The sequence below is a fragment of the Anaerolineales bacterium genome, from assembly GCA_003105035.1.
Taxonomy (GTDB): Bacteria; Chloroflexota; Anaerolineae; order Anaerolineales; family UBA4823; genus FEB-25.
The window spans coordinates 36,092-54,524 of the sequence record PQAL01000001.1 but is presented as its reverse complement, the minus strand read 5'-3'; the positions used below and the strand labels follow the sequence as shown (position 1 = coordinate 54,524).

Annotated in this window: 18 protein-coding genes; 12 read left to right on the top strand and 6 right to left on the bottom strand. The window is 51.0% G+C overall.

All coding sequences use genetic code 11. The features are described from left to right. Nucleotides 1-93 precede the first annotated feature (93 nt). From C3F13_00200 to C3F13_00190, 3 genes are all read left to right on the top strand, one after another. Nucleotides 94-1,008 (top strand): hypothetical protein, encoded by a 915-nt coding sequence (locus C3F13_00200; protein PWB56881.1) that lies wholly within the window; start codon nt 94-96, stop codon nt 1,006-1,008. Between the two features lie 106 nt (nt 1,009-1,114). Beyond that, on the top strand, nt 1,115-1,600 hold the full coding sequence (locus tag C3F13_00195) for a gluconate kinase (protein ID PWB56899.1): 486 nt from the start codon (nt 1,115-1,117) through the stop codon (nt 1,598-1,600). Between the two features lie 39 nt (nt 1,601-1,639). After that, nucleotides 1,640-3,610, top strand: a complete 1,971-nt coding sequence (locus tag C3F13_00190; GenBank protein ID PWB56880.1) for a hypothetical protein — start codon at nt 1,640-1,642, stop codon at nt 3,608-3,610. A 24-nt stretch (nt 3,611-3,634) separates the two neighbouring features. Here the strand turns inward: C3F13_00190 and C3F13_00185 are convergent, their stop codons facing one another. From C3F13_00185 to C3F13_00170, 4 genes are all read right to left on the bottom strand, one after another. Further along, nucleotides 3,635-4,426 carry a polyprenol monophosphomannose synthase gene (locus tag C3F13_00185; protein PWB56879.1) on the bottom strand — a complete coding sequence of 264 codons (792 nt, stop codon included), beginning with the start codon at nt 4,424-4,426 and terminating at the stop codon, nt 3,635-3,637. After that, nucleotides 4,396-5,529 (bottom strand): aminotransferase DegT, encoded by a 1,134-nt coding sequence (locus tag C3F13_00180; protein ID PWB56878.1) that lies wholly within the window; start codon nt 5,527-5,529, stop codon nt 4,396-4,398. The genes C3F13_00185 and C3F13_00180 overlap by 31 nt, the downstream gene beginning before the upstream one ends. Further along, nucleotides 5,529-5,930, bottom strand: a complete 402-nt coding sequence (locus tag C3F13_00175; protein ID PWB56877.1) for a hypothetical protein — start codon at nt 5,928-5,930, stop codon at nt 5,529-5,531. Before C3F13_00175 ends, C3F13_00180 begins: the two co-directional genes overlap by 1 nt. Before the next feature lie 84 nt (nt 5,931-6,014). Beyond that, complete coding sequence (locus C3F13_00170; protein ID PWB56876.1) at nt 6,015-8,036, bottom strand: hypothetical protein; 2,022 nt, start codon at nt 8,034-8,036, stop codon at nt 6,015-6,017. 238 nt (nt 8,037-8,274) lie between these two features. On the opposite strand from C3F13_00170, the gene C3F13_00165 reads away from it, so the two are divergent. Further along, nucleotides 8,275-8,790 (top strand): DinB family protein, encoded by a 516-nt coding sequence (locus C3F13_00165; protein ID PWB56875.1) that lies wholly within the window; start codon nt 8,275-8,277, stop codon nt 8,788-8,790. Nucleotides 8,791-8,814: 24 nt separating this feature from the next. Next, nucleotides 8,815-9,165, top strand: a complete 351-nt coding sequence (locus tag C3F13_00160) for a 4a-hydroxytetrahydrobiopterin dehydratase (protein PWB56874.1) — start codon at nt 8,815-8,817, stop codon at nt 9,163-9,165. A 154-nt stretch (nt 9,166-9,319) separates the two neighbouring features. Here the strand turns inward: C3F13_00160 and C3F13_00155 are convergent, their stop codons facing one another. Further along, nucleotides 9,320-9,931, bottom strand: coding sequence for a DoxX family protein (locus C3F13_00155; GenBank protein ID PWB56898.1), 612 nt, complete (start codon nt 9,929-9,931; stop codon nt 9,320-9,322). 236 nt (nt 9,932-10,167) lie between these two features. Here C3F13_00155 and C3F13_00150 point away from each other — a divergent pair, with 236 nt between their 5' ends. The 3 genes from C3F13_00150 to C3F13_00140 are packed head-to-tail and all read left to right on the top strand — an operon-like array spanning nt 10,168 to nt 11,857. After that, nucleotides 10,168-10,794, top strand: a complete 627-nt coding sequence (locus tag C3F13_00150) for a sulfite oxidase-like oxidoreductase (GenBank protein ID PWB56873.1) — start codon at nt 10,168-10,170, stop codon at nt 10,792-10,794. After that, nucleotides 10,775-11,548, top strand: a complete 774-nt coding sequence (locus C3F13_00145; protein PWB56872.1) for an oxidoreductase — start codon at nt 10,775-10,777, stop codon at nt 11,546-11,548. The genes C3F13_00150 and C3F13_00145 overlap by 20 nt, the downstream gene beginning before the upstream one ends. 48 nt (nt 11,549-11,596) lie before the next feature. Further along, nucleotides 11,597-11,857 carry a hypothetical protein gene (locus tag C3F13_00140; GenBank protein ID PWB56897.1) on the top strand — a complete coding sequence of 87 codons (261 nt, stop codon included), beginning with the start codon at nt 11,597-11,599 and terminating at the stop codon, nt 11,855-11,857. 44 nt (nt 11,858-11,901) lie between these two features. Here the strand turns inward: C3F13_00140 and C3F13_00135 are convergent, their stop codons facing one another. Beyond that, nucleotides 11,902-13,023 (bottom strand): rubrerythrin family protein, encoded by a 1,122-nt coding sequence (locus tag C3F13_00135; GenBank protein PWB56871.1) that lies wholly within the window; start codon nt 13,021-13,023, stop codon nt 11,902-11,904. Between the two features lie 185 nt (nt 13,024-13,208). Here C3F13_00135 and C3F13_00130 point away from each other — a divergent pair, with 185 nt between their 5' ends. The 4 genes from C3F13_00130 to C3F13_00115 all read left to right on the top strand — a co-directional run bounded on the left by C3F13_00130 (nt 13,209) and on the right by C3F13_00115 (nt 18,269). Continuing rightward, nucleotides 13,209-14,555 (top strand): hypothetical protein, encoded by a 1,347-nt coding sequence (locus C3F13_00130; protein PWB56870.1) that lies wholly within the window; start codon nt 13,209-13,211, stop codon nt 14,553-14,555. Continuing rightward, on the top strand, nt 14,555-15,721 hold the full coding sequence (locus C3F13_00125) for a hypothetical protein (protein ID PWB56869.1): 1,167 nt from the start codon (nt 14,555-14,557) through the stop codon (nt 15,719-15,721). Before C3F13_00130 ends, C3F13_00125 begins: the two co-directional genes overlap by 1 nt. Nucleotides 15,722-15,853: 132 nt before the next feature. Continuing rightward, entirely contained in the window at nt 15,854-17,101 is a 1,248-nt protein-coding gene (locus C3F13_00120) for a hypothetical protein (protein PWB56868.1), read from the top strand. Nucleotides 17,102-17,126: 25 nt separating this feature from the next. Beyond that, nucleotides 17,127-18,269: a hypothetical protein gene (locus C3F13_00115; protein ID PWB56867.1), complete on the top strand. Its 1,143-nt coding sequence runs from the start codon at nt 17,127-17,129 to the stop codon at nt 18,267-18,269. Nucleotides 18,270-18,433 lie beyond the last annotated feature (164 nt).

The window sequence follows — 18,433 nt, the reverse complement described above, 5'->3', positions numbered from 1 at the left end:
TCCAATTACTTGCACAAGGTAACATCCGGAATAATTACGAATAGCTAGGACTTACAAAGTGAAGATAGTGATTGATATTGTTGGAAGGTGTAAATGGTAGAAAACACAGCCGGGGTGAAAAGTGACCGCAAGTTGTTTGCTTTGGTTGTTTGGGTGATCATCCTGTTGGTCTCGTTGCTTCCGGATATTCTTTTTAAGGAGTTGAGTGGCGGTCAACCATTCTGGCTGTATCCGGCTAAAGTTGGGTTGGCAGCCGTATCATTACTGGTCAGCTTGATATGGAAGCGATTCCGCCCTTTATGGCTGTTCACGGCAACCCTGCTGGCTGTTTACGTGGTGGACTCGGTCGTTCCGCAATTATTCCTGACTCCTGCATTCTCCACATGGCTGGCAGGCATCAACCCATTCGCTTCTGAAGTCGGTTCGGTAGTCATCCCACGCTTCGTTACAGGTATGTTGATGGCGATCATCATGCTCGTTTTAACAGGTAAGTTCGAGCGCTTTTTCCTGGTCAAAGGCAGGCTTGACGCCCGGGCTGCACCCATCCCACTCATCATGACCCGGCCATCTTCCTGGCGCATCCTGGGGCCAGCCATTGCTGGGGCAATGAGCCTGGGTTTGATCGCGTTTAGCCTGATCTTTGGCAACCTGCCATCCACGAATTCTCTCAGGCATGTTTATTCACTGCTGCCATTCATTTTTCTGTTTGCCGCGATTAACGCTTTCGGCGAAGAGATGATCTATCGAGCGCCCTGGCTGAGTACACTCGAAGTCCCAGTAGGCGCGGTGCAGGCCCTGCTCATTACGGCTGTATATTTTGGCATTGCCCATTATTATGGTGTACCCTATGGCATCGTTGGGGTGATCATGTCATTCATCCCCGGTTGGCTGATGGGAAAATCCATGCTAGAAACGCGAGGTTTTACCTGGGCATGGGTCATCCATTTCTGCATGGATGTGGTTGTTTTTACCTTTATCGCCCTGGGTTCAGTCACACCGGGTGGTTAATCTGGTAACCTCTAATTAGAGATAAAATGTAACTATGCTTGGCGATTCAAATGAACCCACAGCATCCCTTGGAATAACAGCGTTGGAGTCGAAATTTTTTATCATCATGGGCGTTTCGGGTTGCGGAAAAACCACGGTTGGGAGAGCCCTTTCGGCAAAATTAGACTGGGAGTTTTATGATGGAGATAATTTCCACCCCCCCGAGAACATTGCCAAGATGGCGGCGGGCTATCCGCTGGATGATGCTGATCGTGCTCCCTGGCTGGTCAACCTGCATGATTTGATTTCCTCTTGCCTGCGGGCAGACCGAAATGGCATTCTGGCTTGCTCTGCTCTCAAGGCAGCTTACCGGCAGGTCTTGCTCCAAGGCAACCCTGGTGTTCAAGTCATCTATCTAAAAGGCAATTATGATCTTATCTTGTCACGGATGACGTCGCGAGCTGGGCATTATATGAAAGCCGAAATGCTGAAGAGCCAATTTGAGACACTGGAAGAACCGGATAATTGCCTGGAGGTGGATATTTCTTTACCAGTGGATGAAATTATCAGTCAGATCTTATTTCACACTCGACCGATGCATGACCAGCAATAGTATGCTCCCATATCCTGCCATCGATCCTTGCTGACCGGCATGTTTATTGTCCTTTTGTTACTAACGATGTTCGTGGTATTCCTTGACCTGCTGGGTACGCAGAGTGAAAACCCATCCAGGCTTAAGGGAGTTCGCCTGGCGCTATTACAGTCTGTATTGTTGCTGGGGATATTCATTGCTGCACAGTCTGAAATCTTGGGAATATTCCATGCGCTGGCCCAGCCATATGTTGCAGGGACCTGGGCGATTGCACTGTTGGTGACTGCCTGGTTGGGATGGCGGATGCACTGGCTGGAACGGGGTTGGCAGCGATTAGGTGCAGGGTTTCGGAGCCTGGATCGGTTTTCAATAGTTGTTCTGCTCGGCTTTAGCCTTATTTTTGTACTGCTCCTGGTTGTAGCGGTTATCTCGCCCGCCAACAACATGGACTCGCTGTTATACCATATGAGCCGGGTGATGCACTGGGCACAGGATCGCAGCCTGGCCCATTATCCGGTAGGTTTCGAGGTTCAATTAACTCATCCCATCCTGGCTGAAGCGAGTATCTTGCAGCTGCGCTTGCTTTGGGGCAATGATCAGCTTGCCAATCTACCCCAATGGATCAGTCTGGTAACTTGTGCCGTGGCAGCCTCCTTGGGGGCCTGGCTGTTCGGAGCGGGAAGGAAAGCCCAAGCAGCTGCGGCTGCATTTGCCATCAGCCTTCCGATCGGCCTGCTCGAAGCAACCAGCACCCAGAATGATTACGTCGCTGCCATGTGGCTGGTGATACTGGCTGTCTTCGTCCTGTACGCTTGCCAGGCGGACGCAAGTTGGGCCGAGGTGCTATCCATTGCCGCTGCATTGGGTCTTGGCCTGTTGTCTAAGGGCACTTTTTACCCTTATGCAGTGGCCTGGGGTATCTGGCTGATTGTCCATTGGTTAAGGCAGAGGAAAGCGTTGCTATTCCTGAAACGGGCTGCCATTATTGGGCTGGTGGTAATTGTATTAAATGCCGGGTACTGGTCGCGTAATCTCATCACCTATGGTGGACCGCTCGGACCCAGTGCATGGGTAGCAGATATGAGCTCAGCGCGGTTTGGAATTGGATCGGTGGCCTCTAATCTGGTAAAGGATGTCCTGCTAAATCTGGTCACACCCAGCCCGCGCTTCAACCAGGCTATGGTTAGCTTTGTACAGGGCACCTTCCGGGCTTCCGATCCCAATGTGGAGAGTTTTAAGCTAGATTGGCGTTGGAACAACGAAGATTCGGCTGGCAGCCCCATCCACCTTTTCCTGATCATCCTATCCATTGTTGCCGTGGCCATATTCTACGCAACCAGACGGGTTAAGCAGCGTGATTTGCTTTGGTACAGCCTGGCAGCCTTGCTTTCTTTTGTTATTTTTGCCCTATCTGCCCACTATGATGATTATGGTGTACGCTTTCAGCTGCCCTTGTTGTTAGTTTGGGCTCCGGTTTTTGGTGCGGTGATTTTCCACCTGGGAGAGCGATGGCTGGCGCCGTTGGCTATTATTTTTCTTCTCGTCATTTCCTTGCCTTACGTGTTTGTTAATTCCACACGGCCGCTGATTGCCCTGAAAAACGAGCCTGAGCCTTACGCTATCCACCCGTTGCCTGCCACGGGCACGACCAAAAGCAGCAGCATATTTTTTGCTGAGCCGCGCGACCTGCTATTCATAAACGCCCCAGATTGGAACAACCCCATGATGGAAGCAGCCCACGATATTCGTGAATCGGGATGCAAGGATGTGGGCCTGCGTATTGACAGCCGGGATGTGGAATACCCGATTTGGTGGCTTCTCAAGGCTCCACAGAGCGGGATTCGGATCGAGTCGTTGTACTATTCTGAGGTATTGGATCGGTATGCTGACCCAACTTTTAAGCCTTGTGCTATCTTCTGCACCATTTGCAGTGGCCGAACCCGGCTAAATGGCCTGGATCTGTTCGGGTCATACGATGGCGTGGTGAATCTCTATATGGGTGGGTCGTACGACCCCAATATTGATAAATAGGAGAGAATGGATGGGGGGCGGCAATTAGTCGAGGTGAGAGAAGCGGGTGCGAATGATCCGGGTCACATAGCCCAGACCGGCAAAACCAAATTGAAGCAGATTGCTATTCGACTTGGATGTCCCCCTTGTGCGTTCTGTAAAAGTGTAAGGGATCTCGACCACTTTCATGCCCTTTTGGTAGCAGCCATAGATGAACTCGATAAAATATGCCCCGTAGCCTGTTGGGGTAAGGGATACAGAATCGAGCACAGTCCGATGCATGAGGATGAAACCACTGTCGTAATCTAGAATGCCATGGTCCAGCACGAAGCTCGCCATGCGGTTGATGAAGCGGCTGGTGAAGACACGGCTCGGCTCGCGATCGTCCTTCCCACCGGGCACGTAGCGTGATCCAATCACCACGTCGCAATTTTCCAGGCTGGTGAGCATGGTGGGGAGAAGGGCAGGTGGGTGGCACAGGTCGGCATCCATCCAGCCGATATATGCCCCCTGAGATTCGATGATCCCCCGGTTAATCGCCGATGCCAGCCCGCGTGTATTTACCCGCCGGATTACCTTCACATGCGGCTCATTCAATTCAATCGCGATTTTCCAGGTCTGGTCAGGAGAATTATCATCAACCACAATGATCTCCACCGGATCTGGCACTGCTGCAAGGATCGCTGCAATCATGTCGCAGATATTCTCGCTCTCATTGTACGTCGCCAGGATAATGGAAACCAAACCTCGTTGTCTACTTTCGAGTTGAGATGTGCTGGCACTTTGGAGATCATCAGGAAGCGAACTCAAACCAGGATTTCCTCCACCACCTGACAAACCTTGTCTAGCTGTTCGTCAGTCAAGGTGAGCCCGGAAGGCAAATATACACCCTGGCGAGCAATACGTTCAGCCACCGGGTATTTCTCTCCCCCAAACAGACCCATCTGCTGATATATCGGCTGCTCGTGCATGCCCAGGAAGAACGGGCGGGTCTCGATACCTTTTTGCTGAAGCAATCGAGCGCATTTGGTTGCGTCCAGGCCCGTCGCCTCGTTGATGACCAGGCCATACATCCAGTATACCTGCCTGGCCCATGACTCTTCGATAGGAAGCTGCAAGGCAGAGATGTGTCTGAGCCTTTGGGTATAGTTCTCGCCGATCCAGCGCTTCTTCGCAATTGTCTCTGGCATACGTTCGATCTGCGCCAGTCCAATGGCAGCTTGCAGGTTGGTCAACCGGAAGTTATATCCCAATTCAGTATGGTAAAAACGGCGCTCGCGCTTGAAACACAGATTACGCAGGCTGCGTGCTTTATCCGCCAGGGCAGCATCGTTGGTAAGCACCATCCCACCCTCGCCGGTAGTCACCAACTTATTAGCATAAAAGCTGAATACGCTGATATCCCCTAAACCACCGCAACGCTGCCAGGTCGGATTGGATGAGTTCCTGCCAGATTGGTACTCAGCACCATGTGCTTCAGCTGCGTCTTCGATGACCACCAATCCATGCTTCTTCGCCAGGGTGAGGAGCGGGTCCATATCCACTGGATGCCCATAGATATGCACCGGCATGATTGCCCGGGTACGTGGAGTGATCCTGGCTTCAATTTGGGAAACGTCCATGCACCAGGTGCGCGGTTCACTATCCACAAGCACCGGGATGCCACCATTATATGTAACAGCTTGAGCACAGGAGATGATCGTGAAAGTAGGTAGGATTACTTCGTCGTCTGGCTGCAGATCCAAACAGGCCACTGCTACCTGCAGAGCAGTGGTGCCATTGCTGACAGCGATCCCATAATGCATGCCGCAGTATTCTGCCCAAGCCTGCTCAAAGCTTTCCAGATATTTCCCCGATGATGAGATCCAGCCTGTTCGTAGGCAATCCAGTACGTATTCGATTTCTTTTTCACCGACCAGCGGTTCATTGACCGGGATCATTAAAAGAGTTCCTTGTCCGCTGGACCAGCATACGGACCTAGCTTGATCTCCAATAAGACCACAGCTTCCAGGATGCGAAATCCGTGACCCCCAGAGACCATCAAAACCATATCACCCGCGCATAGCTCGCGGGTGACCAAAAGGTGCTTCTCTGTATCGAAAATATCAATTTCTAACTTACCTTCACGCACGATCAAGGCTTCGGAGCTGGATATGTTTTGCCGGTCGACATTTTTATGAATGTGGCGCTTGATTACCCCGCCTGCCGGGTAAACCACGAAACCAAGCTGCTGGGCCAGGTCTGGGCTGGTGACAAAGGTCGTTTCTGTGGGGGTGTATTCCCGGCGAATGATAATACTGGTCAGCACATCTTCTTTAGTTTTAATAAACTCGATGCTCATTGGTTCACCCAATTACTATCCAGGTCAATTGAGGTTGTGGAAATATGACCCTAAAATCATACCACACCCATGTGGAAAACATCATCAGGGTCTGCAGTCTTTGATATCAAATAACCTTCGGTTCTGGCCTCCAGCCAGTTTCATCTCCACCACCAATTTCACACAAGGCTGGTTGTAGGCAGCTTGAATTTGTGGTGGAATTTCCTGCCACCAAATGTCATCCATATAAATATAAGAGTACCCGGCCGCGGCTACACTGGTTGGGTTGGGGTCTGCGATCAAGGCTTTCCAGGTAGGTGAGCGCTGATATACGTCCTCAGCCGCGTAAGAGGCCCTGCCGAACAGCAGTACAGCTCTTTCGGGGATCGAATCCAGGATTTGGCCGCCTTTTTCCAGTTTATTCCAGTACGGCTTTGAAAAGTCACTCTCCTGGTACTGGAGGTAATAGGTTGTTTGCACGGCGGGTATGGCGATAAATTCAACTGCCAGCATCACCACACCAGCCAGAATGGCTATCCCATAACCAATCCCCGCGGCAAGGCGGTATCCTTGTTTGGCGTTGACCAGCCAGAGCCATAAGACGGGGAAGGCCAGGGCAAATCCCAACCAGAGTGATGCCCCAACCAGGCGGGTGATATCAAAATCCAGGCCATAACGGAAAAACACCGGAAACAGCAGGCTAATCACCGCGCCAATCGCAAGCCCCTGAGGCAACCGGTTGGCTGTCCGTAGCTTCCTTAACCAGTAGAATATTGCTATCGGGAGCAGGACGAGCGCTAGCCCGGCTTCGGCGACCATGATCACGATTTGGCCCGGGTCAAGCAACGAAAGCGGTCCAAAATGGCCAGAGGGCACTGCCGGAGGCCAGCGCAGGCTGAAACCCTGGAAATCGGTCGTCACCATTGGGTAGCTGCCTCCAGTTAGCCGGGCGACGATGCTCATAAATCCCCCGGTGATATATCCTCCCTGGAACAGCGCCAGGATACCGCTGATTACCAGCGGAATCCCCCAGGTAATCAGGCTAAAAGACACTGGTCGATGTTGTCTTCGTGAGCGAATGAGGGAGATAGCCAGGATGATCACCATGCCGGCAACCACCAGGGCATATACATTCTCCGAGCTTAGAGCCAGGCTGGCAAGAATCAGGCTGATCGAGGCGATGCCGATCACGGATGCCTTGCGAGGCTTCCAGATTAACAGCAACAACAGGATAGTCATTTCCCACATGGCACCTGTAGCACCCAGCTGCATATTCAGGGGCTCCAGGATGCCGCTGGCGAAGGCATACGGGAATGGGAATGGTCCACCGCCATCCATGGGCCAGCGGTTGGTGAGGGCGGTGACCAGGTTACCCCCTGCAGTCAACCCGGAGATGTCCATGTGCAGGTTGGCACCCATGCGATCAAGTATGGGCTTCGGGAAGAAGAGCAGTACCCAGCGCATCCCGCCCCCCAGGACCAGCAGCACGGTTCCCAGGTATGCCGGCAGCGGGTGGCGGGTGAGGCGTCTTATCCACAACCAGGCCAGCATGACTGCCAGCCCAAGAACAATCGCCCGACTGATATCCCACGCGCTCCAGGGGAAGAAACCTCCCAGCCTCACCATGCCGGCGGCAAAGACTTGCAACCCATAATGGTAAGGCAAGTGCAGGGCTGGATCAAGATAAAAATGAGGTGGAATGTCTCCCGTGGCCATCACGGAAATCATCGGCAGGTGGTAATAATCGTCGAAGATTGCCAGGCCGCGCAGGATCAGGGTGAAGATAAAAACCACCAGGCCAAGCAACAGAAGCTGTGGCCAATTTTCCAGGATTTTTAACTGGCTCTGCAGCGATTTTCTGGAAGCTACAGCCAGACCGACTCCCACCAGAAACACGATCGCGGTGGCAGTCCAGAAAGCTTCCGAAAGTGGCAGGATATGGGCGAGCAGGTTACTCAGGATAATATAAAGCAGGAAACCGGTCGCCAGACCACTGACCAGTTTTTCCCTGGATTTGAGGTGGAAGGTGTGGCTGGCAATCAGCACCCCTCCCATGGCCCATAGGGCACATATGATCAGGAAGGACAGAATTTCAACAAAACTGCCGGTACGGCTCCAGTAATACATATCTCCTTCTGAGTGCTTATCGGCACAATTGCCAAATAATCGTGTTGCGGATGTATATTTAGTTTAACATGCTTTCCAGTTTCCATGCAGCCCGAAAGGATCGGCCTTAAGGGAGCAACCTGAGCGTGTTTTGATAATTTTATCCTGATAAATCAAAAGAAATGCATGGACTAAATTGGACAAAAATAGTTATAATATAACCGGTTTGATGGAGTGAAGGTATACCGGGAGGAATTAAATGTCAGCCATTCATCCGCTTGTCTTGCAGTTAAAATTCACCCGCGATGAATTTAAACGTGCGCTTAAAGGATTATCAGAAGAAGATGCGGTCAAGCGCATCCTGCCGATGAACTGTATCAGCTGGAATATCGGGCATCTGGCTTGGCAAGAACAGCGTTATTTTCTATACTATGGGCTGGGGTTACTGCCTTATCCGGAAGTACAAGCGGCATATGCCTATGGTGCGCCTGCAAGCACGCCACCCTTGCGTGAGGTGCTTAATTATTGGCGCAAGATCACCCGGGCCGCAGACCCCTGGCTGGAATCGTTGACCACGGAAAAGCTCCAGGAACAGGCAATTGGGAAGGATGGGAAACCCCTTCAGCGAGTGTACGGCAATCTGCTCCAGCGGACCATCTATCATTACTGGTATCACACGGGTGAAAACCTGGCGATCCGGCAGGTGCTCGGGCAAACCGATCTGCCGCAGTTCGTCGGTAATATTGACCGCCAGGCACCTTACAAACCTGAGTAGTATTTCCAAAGAGGTGGGAATTTTATGACTGATCTATCTAATCTGCATTGCAGCCCAGTGACTGCTTCAACACCACGATTGAATGATCGTGAGGTCGATCAGTACCTGGCCACCCTTCAAGGGTGGCGAAATTATGAAAAGGGTGGAGAGTTACGTCTGGAAAAAGAGTTCTTGTTCAAGGATTTCAACCAGGCGGTTGCTTTCACCAACCGCGTGGCTCAGGCAGCCAACGAAGAAGACCACCATCCAGCACTGCTCACTGAATGGGGTAAAGTGACCGTCAGCTGGTGGACACACAAGATTCATGGCTTACACCTGAACGATTTCATCATGGCGGCAAGGACTGACTCCCTCTATACCAATTCTTCCCAATAATAGAGAGATCGTTGACCAGGAATTACTTCATAGGTGCATTAACTCTGATCACGTCAGGTGTAGATTATTACCCTTGATGGATTGAGATTCCTGCAAATGTGATCCTATTCACCACAGCAGGTGCTGTACCTAGTGATATATTCTCGATACCCAGCTAGCGCGAACCCTTCATCTCCGTAGTCGGGGAGGGGACTGTCGCTTCGCCTTTTCTCTGGAAAGCCAGTCCCGGGCTCCAGGGAGTGCCCAGGTCGATCAACACCCAACGATCGAGCCCCCACCAACCAGCAGTCTTCCATGCCAGGATCAGGAAAATCGACAGGAATAGCAGGATTGGATTGGTGGAAAGCGATCCGGCTAACATGTAGTTCATGTTCATGAAGAAACCGAAAAATGCAGCGATGCCGGTAAATACACCTATGATCAAGCCCAGCCCCACCAGTACTTCTCCGAAGGATACGACGTAACTCCAAGTTCGGGCATAGGGAAGAATAGCGAATTTAAGGAAGTTAGCGTACCAGACTTGGACAGCTGGGTGAGCACCCGTTGTGAGTGAGATCGCGTTGTTGAGAAAGCCGGTTAATGCCGTACCAGCTTTTGCACCCACCCAAGCTGGATTAATGATCTTGTTATAGCCTGCCGCGACCCATTGATATCCCACATACAAGCGAATAATCAGCCAAATCCATGCCCAGCGCACATTGCTAAATAATGCCACTGCAAGTGGAGGATCGGTGACAATGTATTTTCGAGGTGTGACTTCTTGCATTTTTGTGTTTTCCATATCATGCTCCGTGTTAATCAGCAATTTTGAGTCTCGGAAGAACCTGTCCTAAGCTGTCTGACGACTTCCATCAACACCGGATATCACTACCTGCAATTTTGGGATAGATATCACCGGATATTGAAAATCGGCAAAGGTCCATCCTGGGCTCATTGTTAGTATTATACCTCGAATATGATATAATATATCGGATATATCCTATTTGTTATTAAGGAGGGGAAATGAGTGAGAAATTCTTATCGCGTGGTTTCTTGGGGAAACATCGCCTGGGAGGCACCCCTGATCGGGTTCCACCCGGACAATATGTGACCAGTGATTTCCCTATCCTCTCTGCAGGGCCAACACCCAGAACCCGGCTCGATCAGTGGAGTTTTGAGATCAATGGATTAGTCAATATGCCTGTTCGCTGGTCGTGGGATGAGTTTATAAAATTACCATCTCAGCAATACACGGTAGATATCCATTGCGTTACCAAGTGGACCAAGTTAGATACCCTATGGGAGGGGGTCAGCGTGGATACGTTGATAGCGGCAGTAGACATCGACCCACAGGCGCAGTATGTGCTTGCGTTTTGTGACGGTGGATATTCTACGAATATGCCCTTATTAGAGCTCACTGGCGGGAAAGCATTTATTGCTTATCGTTATCAAGATGCTCCGCTTCCAGCCGAACACGGTGGCCCGGCACGTTTGGTTGTGCCAGCGCTTTACTTCTGGAAGAGTGCCAAATGGGTACGCGGGCTAACTTTTTTTGAGAAGGATCAACCTGGATTTTGGGAGACATTAGGATACAACAACCACGGAGATCCATGGAAGGAGGAGCGATATTATGGAGACAGGACTGATTAATGAGCCGGTGCTGACCCGGGTCTCGGAGTGGCAAATTTCCACCGTAGTCAAAGTCCATCCGGAGACACCCAATGTAAAAACCTTCACCCTGGCAGTGTCCAACTGGATTCCTCACCGCGCTGGCCAGCATTATGATGTCCGCTTAACAGCTCCCGATGGGTATCAAGCTCAGCGTAGTTACTCAATCGCTTCGAGCCCTGAGCAGCGGGGTGAGATCGATCTGACCGTTGAACGCCTGGAGGAAGGTGAAGTATCGACGTATCTGCATGATGTGCTGATTGTTGGAGACCAGGTGGAGCTGCGCGGTCCGATCGGAGGATATTTCGTCTGGGAGGCAAGAATGGGTGGACCTCTGCTCCTGGTAGCGGGTGGTTCAGGTATTGTCCCCTTGCTGGCAATGATTCGCCACAGGCAGGCAGTAGGTTCCCTTGTGCCCATACGGTTGCTGTATAGCTCTAAGACTTATCAAGATATCATCTACCGCGATGAATTGGCGCCTCTTGCCCATTCTCGTTCAGGCGTGGAAGTGTTCCATACCCTTACGCGGGCACAGCCAGCGGGCTGGGGTGGATACGATCGCCGAATCGATGAGAATATGCTGGAAGAGGTCATCCAACCCTTCGGTGTAGCACTCAAAGCATACATCTGTGGTCCCACTGCTCTGGTGGAAGGGGTAGCAAATAGCCTGGTCAGGCTTGGGATAGCTCCCGATCAAATCCGGACGGAACGTTTTGGCCCAACCGGAGGATCATAAGCGAGGCGAGAGATGAATACTGAGACATTGGATGAGACCCAATCACTCATGTTGGATGGCAACGCTATCGCCGGCATTTTGTACGATTTATTTAGCGTTGAAATGACCCTTGCTCCGGTTGAGTGTGCTGCCTGTGGAAGCATCAGTGCAGTAGGCCGGTTATTGGCATTCGTAGAAAGCCCGGGATATGTAATCCGTTGTCCGGACTGTCAGGGAATCATCATGCGCCTGGCTGTCACCCCCGGTGAGATTTACCTGGATGTGCGCGGCGCATCCTACCTATGCATCCCCCGCAAAGACCAAGCCTAGAAACCTTGGTTTTTTTTACTCTGAACGACCTATGAAGAGATAGCTTAGCCAGCCAGGTTACCTCCGATCAACTTGCCCAGACCGAAGGTGATCCCGGCAGCCACAAGCCCGAATAGCACTTGCCGGAAGCCAGAGTACAGCACGCTGCGCCCTGTGAACAGGGTGATACCAGACCCAATGGCAAACAAGCCAAAGGCACTCAAGACCGTGCTCACTATCACCGCTGTGTATCCATTCAGGAAGATATATGGTAGCACTGGTATGATCGCGCCAACCGAAAACAGGAAAAACGAAGTCAGGGCAGCCTCCCAGGCAGAGCCACCTAGCTCTGATGGATCCACGTTGAGCTCCTCGCGAGAAAGAGTTTCCAGCGCGGAGGATGGGTCACTGATGATATGCTGGGCCATACGTTGAGCATCTTCCCTGGGTAGGCCGCGTGCTTCATAAATCAAAGCCAGCTCTTCCGCCTCTTCCTGCGGGGCGGCCATCAGCTCGGCTTTTTCGATCCCTATCTGGTGTTTATACAGCTCGCGCGAGCTTTGCACTGAAAGCCATTCACCCAGTGCCATGGAGATCGCACCTGCCAGCAGACCAGCCATCCCTGTCACCAGGATGGTCGTGTTACTTAATGCCGCTCCAGCCACACCCATTACCAGGCTGAGATTTGAAACCAGGCCGTCATTGGCTCCAAGCACTGCTGCCCGCAACGCATTTCCGCCTCCCGCGCGATGCCTGCCTTCCAGCTGGGCCAAGCTCCCACCTTCCATACCACCTTTCATGGAACGGGCGACATGGTTCAATAGACGATTATGAGATGCCTCATCAGCTGCCATGCCGGCACTGTTAGCAGTGTGGGCATATTTCCGGCTATCCTTTTGTTCGTTACCCATAATGGTCGGCAAGACTGCAGCTACACCAAAACGCCGGGCAGCCCAAGCAAGCGTGCGACTGCGCCAACTCGGTTTAAATTCCGGGATTGACACCCCATCAGCTTTCAAGCGTTCAACCCATTCGGTAGCATGCCTGCGCTCCACGTCTGCCATCCGATGATAAACTTCTGCCAGTCGGCTATCCTTCTCAACCTGCGCCAGGTTGTCATAAAGATAAGCACCGTTGATCTCGTCGTTCAGGCTGGCTATAGCGGCGGTATGCTCATTCTCATCCATAGAACTCTCCATTTTCAGCTGATTTTATCCAAGGTATGATTTATCTTACCACCATAATCCTTCGCGGATATCTACGGATCCTTACCAGCTAACGATTCTTGCTGAGTTATCCACCCGAAACGAACCCAGATCATGGCTGCTTGGTCTGAGAAAAGGAAAACTTTTACTCGATTATAATAATCCTCATGAATAAACAAACTGGCTTGATAGCAGGCACGTCGGTGCTTTTTATTGCCTCTATCGTCAGTTTTGCTGGCCGTTTTGCGACCAGTGTGGTTGTTGCCCGCACTCTCGGCCCACAATTTAAGGGGATTTACAATCTCACCTTACTTAGCAGTGGTCTGGTGATCATCATCTGCAACCTGGGTCTAAACGGGGCGATTTCCTACTTCACTGCTTCTAAAAAGTACTCCACCCGACAGATGTTTACGCTGGCAATAGCTGGCGGTCTATTACTAAGCATTCTGGGTGGATTTTTATTCTACCTGGCATATAAATATTTCCTGGTGAATAACATCCTGGCAGGTTCAGACCCGCAGCTGATCCTCTGGGCTATGCTGGGCTTGCCCTTGAGCCTGGTGGCTTCATTCCTGGCCAGCCTGCTCCTGGGTCAGCAGCGCATGATCGCTTATAACTCTGTTGATATCTTGCGGGTACTAAGCAACCTTGGGTTTCAAATCACCTCGAGTGCACTTTCGGCGGGGGTCACCGGGGCAGTGATCGCCTGGCTGTCCGCTAATGTCTTGGCATTATTGTTTGCCTTGTGGCTGCTAAGGAGTGATTTCAACCTGAAACTGAGCCAGCTGAGAGGCGTGGTTCAGCCGGCGTTAAGTTATGGTGCCAGGAGTTATGCTGGGAACCTGCTAACTTTCTTTAATTATCGCCTGGATAGTTTCCTGGTTAATTTCTTCCGCGGAGTAGCTGCTGTTGGGCAATACACCACAAGTGTCACCATGGCCGAGCTGCTCTGGTATCTCCCTAATGCGGTCAGCGGGGCTTTATTCCCGAAAGTTTCCAGCCTGGACAAAGACACCGCCAACCGCATCACGCCTCAAGCTTGCCGGCAGACTTTGCTGGTAGTCGTTCTGGCTGCCATTGTTTTCGGCCTTGTGGGCGGCTGGCTGCTGGTCAGCTTCTATGGTGAGGCTTACCGTCCAGCAGTCCAGCCTTTCCTTTTACTACTGCCTGGCATCGTAGGTATTACAGTCGCCAAGATCATCTCGGCTGACCTGAGTGGACGGGGAAAGCCACAATATTCGGCATATTCTGCGGGGATTACCATTTTCGTGACCATCACACTGGACCTGCTGCTCATTCCCCGTTTTAGCATCAATGGCGCAGCAATCGCTTCCTCGATCGCTTACATTACCAGCGGTAGCCTGGCAGTGTTCTGGTTTTCACATGAAACGGGTACACTTCCAGGAGCCCTGTTGATCCCTCGGCGTGAGGATATTAAATATCTGGTAAGCCGTGGCCTAGCGATTGCCAGGCAGGTCTTTGGAGCTGTCTCGCACCGTAAAGGGAATATCTAGTGCATGTTTTTTTTGTCACCGAGTGGTTCCCCACCGAGCAAAGACCTTACTATGGGATATTTATCTTGGAGCATGCCCGTTCCATTGCAAAATTGCACAAGGTGTCTGTGTTATATATCCATGGAGTGGATTCCGCGTCATCGAGTTCGATCCAAATCACATCACGCATCGAAAATCAAAATTTGACGATCTATCAGTTATCGTATCGCCGCCTGATTATTCCCGGCAGCACCTGGATCAGGCAGCTGAATGGTGCGTGGCAAGTTTTTAAGCGATCCACCCAGGATGCCAGTCGCCCTGATATCATCCATGCAAATGTCAACAACACAGCCGATGTAGCGGTTGTTCTTGGTCGTCTAGCGAACATCCCTGTGGTGCTTAGCGAGCACAGCAGTGCGTATGCACGCAACCGATTAAAACCCAGCCAGATACCCTTGATTCGCTACTTTATGAACCGGGTTGACGTGATCCTGCCAGTGTGTGATAGCCTCGGTCGGCAGATGAGAAGTTTTGGGATCACACGACCAATAGTGCCAGTACAAAATGTGGTCGATATGGATATATTCTATCCAGCGACGGATGGAGAGCAAGTGGTCAGTACATATTGTGAGATTACGATCATCGCCCGTTTGAGCGAGGAGAAAGCCGTCCATCTGGCGATCCAGGGGATTGCCCGCCTTCACCAGCAAGGGATCAGAGTTGTGCTAAACATTGCCGGTGATGGACCGGAAAGGCAGAATCTTGAGACATTGACAAAGGATCTAGGGTTGTCGGAATGGGTCCGTTTCCATGGTGGGCTGCCGAAGTCACAACTGGCAGATATGCTTAGACGCTCAAGCGTATTCTTGCTCAGCAGCACCTTTGAGAGCCAGCCGGCCGTCATTTTGGAAGCACTTGCCTGTGGCCTACCGGTGGTTGCACCAGATATTGGTGGCATTCCTGAGGTAATTACTCCGGCTGTCGGCTTGCTTTTTCGATCTGGTAATGTCGATGATTTGGTGAGTAAATTGCGCTCTGTGTTGGATAATCTGAGCGCATATAATTCTGCTCACATCCGACAGTATGCAGTTGCACACTTTAGTCCAGAAGTTGTCAGTACAAGGTTTGATCAAATCTATCAACAGGTGAATAATGACCGCCATGCATTCGAACGCCAGGCTGTTTAAAAAGCTCTTCATCGGCGCATTGATTATGGACAACAGTACACTTCCCCCCAGCTTGATTCAGGAAAACACTTCCGGTTCGCAGCGAACCCATTATTGTAGGCAGTCCTGGTACACTCGTTAATACAAATTACTATGTTACCATCGCCTCGTGTGTTGATGATTGCTTATTTTTTCCCTCCCATGGGTGGAGTAGGTGTCCAGCGTACATTAAAATTCGTAAGATATCTGCCTGATCATGGATGGCAGCCGTATGTCCTCACCGTGAAGCATGGATCTACCTTGCAGGACACGAGCCTGGGCGAGGAAATTCCTACGGACCTGCCAATTAACCGCACCTTCATCCTACACCTGCCAAGTCGTCTGCCATTTCGCCTGAGGAACTTCATCACCCGCTGGTTCCTGATCGTGGATGAGCAGATTGGTTGGTTCCCCTTTGCTACCTCGGCGGGGAGAAAAGTTATTGTTCCGAATACGATATCGGTGATTTACTCATCTTCGTCCCCTTACACTTCCCATTTGGTGGCCCGCAAGCTCCACCATCAGACTGGCCTGCCCTGGGTGGCTGATTTTCGTGATCCATGGGTTGGAAATCCATTCCTCTCCTTCCCAACCACAATCCATCGCCGGATTAATGAAAACCTTGAGCGCCGTGTTTTCAGTGAAGCAGATCGGGTGATTTTAAATACACAAAGGTCGTTACAGCATTACCAGAAGAAGTACTCTTCTTTGAACCCTGAAAAATTCCTGATCATCCCGAATGGTTATGACCAGGCTGACCTACCTGCACAAAGGACAGATTTGATAAGGAGGGATAGCTTCACCCTCGTCCACCTTGGGTCCTTGTACCAAAAATCGCGCTCAGCAAGTTATTTCCTCAGCGCCTTGTATCAGACATTCCAGAGTGGAAAATTACCTCGAAATAAAGTAAGGGTGCGATTTATTGGTAATATTGATCGGTATTCTCGTAGGTTGATCGAACGATACTCGCTTGACGGGCAGGTTGAGCTTCTCGGTTTCTTGCCCCATCGTGTTGCGATGGAGCAAGCGAGTTCTTCCGACTTACTCTTGCTCATCCCCTACTACGGCCCTGGCGCGGAACTCTTTATCCCCGCCAAGATATATGAGTATTTAGCCAGCAGGATTCCGATATTGTACCTAGACGATACAGGTGAGAGTGCTGACCTGATACGAAATGCACGCGCGGGTTGGCTGGTAGCGGCTACCGATATTGATCAAATTGCCGATACGCTGGCAAGGTTATACCAGTTGTGGGAAGCTGGTGAGCTCACCATCAACTCTGATATGGACCTCATCAGCTCATTCGAACGGCGAGAGTTAACTCGACAGCTGGCCGATTTATTCACCGACATCAGCTCATGAGTGATCCGATTGCTTGTGGTGATAAATGATGGCAACGAAGGAAAAACTACGCCTGTGCTATATTTCCAATCCCAATAGCCCTCACACACATCGTTGGGTTAATTGGTTCGTTAAACAGGGGCATTCCATTTGCTTGTTGGCTGATGTACCCGCCCAACAGCCCTGGCCTGAAGTGACGTTGATTGACCTTTCAAAGAAATTCTACGCCCCCATTATCCGTTTCCCGATCTGGACGGTCTGGCTGAGGCGATTTTTACGCCAATGGCAACCGGATATCCTGCATGCCCACCGGGTCAATTCTGCTGGATGGCTGGGAGCTGCCAGTAACTTTCATCCCCTGGTGGTCACACCCTGGGGTAGTGATGTATTCCTTCAACCGCAGCACTCGCGAGTAGCGAAATTCCTCGCTAACTACACCTTGAAACGCGCTGACCTGGTGACGGTGAATTCGCAAACCATGCAGGAGCAGGTCATCAAGCTTGGCGCTAAAAAATCTACAATTAAGCCGGTCCAATTTGGGGTTGAAGTAGACATTTTCAATCCAGTACCTCCAACCACGATGGAAATCGCTGCCTGGCGACACAAGATGGGTTTACCTGTCACTGCGCATCTTGTGCTCAGTGCACGGGCACCCCGGCCTATCTACAACATCAATATCGTTATTGAAGCTGTGGCGCAGGTTCTCAAGTGCTTTCCAGATACCATATTTCTCCTTTCAAGCTACAACACAGATCTTTCATATAAGTCCCAGCTTGATGAACTGATAAAAAATATGGATTTGGATAGCCATGTTCGTTGGCTCCCACAAACCCAGGATCGCTCCGAACTGGCTGCGCTATATTGCATGAGCGATGTGGTGGTTTCCGTGCCGTCTTCGGATGGCACTCCGATTTCAGTCTTGGAGGCCATGGCCTGTGGGCGGCCGGTGGTATGTTCGGACCTGGCTTCGGTTCGAGAGCTCATTACCAATAAACAAGATGGTTATCTGGTACCTGTAGGTAAAAGCAAACCGCTGGCAGAGGCCATTTGCCATCTCCTCGACCAACCCGAGCTGGCAGCAGATTTGGGACGAGTAGCACGCCAGGTGGTGGTGCAAAAATATAACTACGAATTGGAAATGGAATACCTGCAATCCCTCTACCGGGGGTTGGTTCCATTCTCTGCATGACCCTCCCATGCCTTGCTGATACACTTTGTTTGTGGCGCCGTTCCAAAATAATAGCTGGGTGTTTTCATTATTTTTTAATTTCTTCCCTGAGATTATATAAGCAGACCCAATAAACAAACGTCCATAATTGGGAGTATACTTATGCGTCATACTCAGGAAAGCTA

Coding starts and splice junctions, on each gene's coding strand:
- C3F13_00200 (PWB56881.1), top strand. CDS start 94: ATGGTAGAAAACACAGCCGGGGTGAAAAGTGACCGCAAGTTGTTTGCT.
- C3F13_00195 (PWB56899.1), top strand. CDS start 1,115: ATGGGCGTTTCGGGTTGCGGAAAAACCACGGTTGGGAGAGCCCTTTCG.
- C3F13_00190 (PWB56880.1), top strand. CDS start 1,640: ATGTTTATTGTCCTTTTGTTACTAACGATGTTCGTGGTATTCCTTGAC.
- C3F13_00180 (PWB56878.1), bottom strand. CDS start 5,529: ATGATCCCGGTCAATGAACCGCTGGTCGGTGAAAAAGAAATCGAATAC.
- C3F13_00175 (PWB56877.1), bottom strand. CDS start 5,930: ATGAGCATCGAGTTTATTAAAACTAAAGAAGATGTGCTGACCAGTATT.
- C3F13_00170 (PWB56876.1), bottom strand. CDS start 8,036: ATGTATTACTGGAGCCGTACCGGCAGTTTTGTTGAAATTCTGTCCTTC.
- C3F13_00165 (PWB56875.1), top strand. CDS start 8,275: ATGTCAGCCATTCATCCGCTTGTCTTGCAGTTAAAATTCACCCGCGAT.
- C3F13_00160 (PWB56874.1), top strand. CDS start 8,815: ATGACTGATCTATCTAATCTGCATTGCAGCCCAGTGACTGCTTCAACA.
- C3F13_00155 (PWB56898.1), bottom strand. CDS start 9,931: ATGCAAGAAGTCACACCTCGAAAATACATTGTCACCGATCCTCCACTT.
- C3F13_00150 (PWB56873.1), top strand. CDS start 10,168: ATGAGTGAGAAATTCTTATCGCGTGGTTTCTTGGGGAAACATCGCCTG.
- C3F13_00145 (PWB56872.1), top strand. CDS start 10,775: ATGGAGACAGGACTGATTAATGAGCCGGTGCTGACCCGGGTCTCGGAG.
- C3F13_00140 (PWB56897.1), top strand. CDS start 11,597: ATGTTGGATGGCAACGCTATCGCCGGCATTTTGTACGATTTATTTAGC.
- C3F13_00135 (PWB56871.1), bottom strand. CDS start 13,023: ATGGATGAGAATGAGCATACCGCCGCTATAGCCAGCCTGAACGACGAG.
- C3F13_00130 (PWB56870.1), top strand. CDS start 13,209: ATGAATAAACAAACTGGCTTGATAGCAGGCACGTCGGTGCTTTTTATT.
- C3F13_00120 (PWB56868.1), top strand. CDS start 15,854: ATGTTACCATCGCCTCGTGTGTTGATGATTGCTTATTTTTTCCCTCCC.
- C3F13_00115 (PWB56867.1), top strand. CDS start 17,127: ATGATGGCAACGAAGGAAAAACTACGCCTGTGCTATATTTCCAATCCC.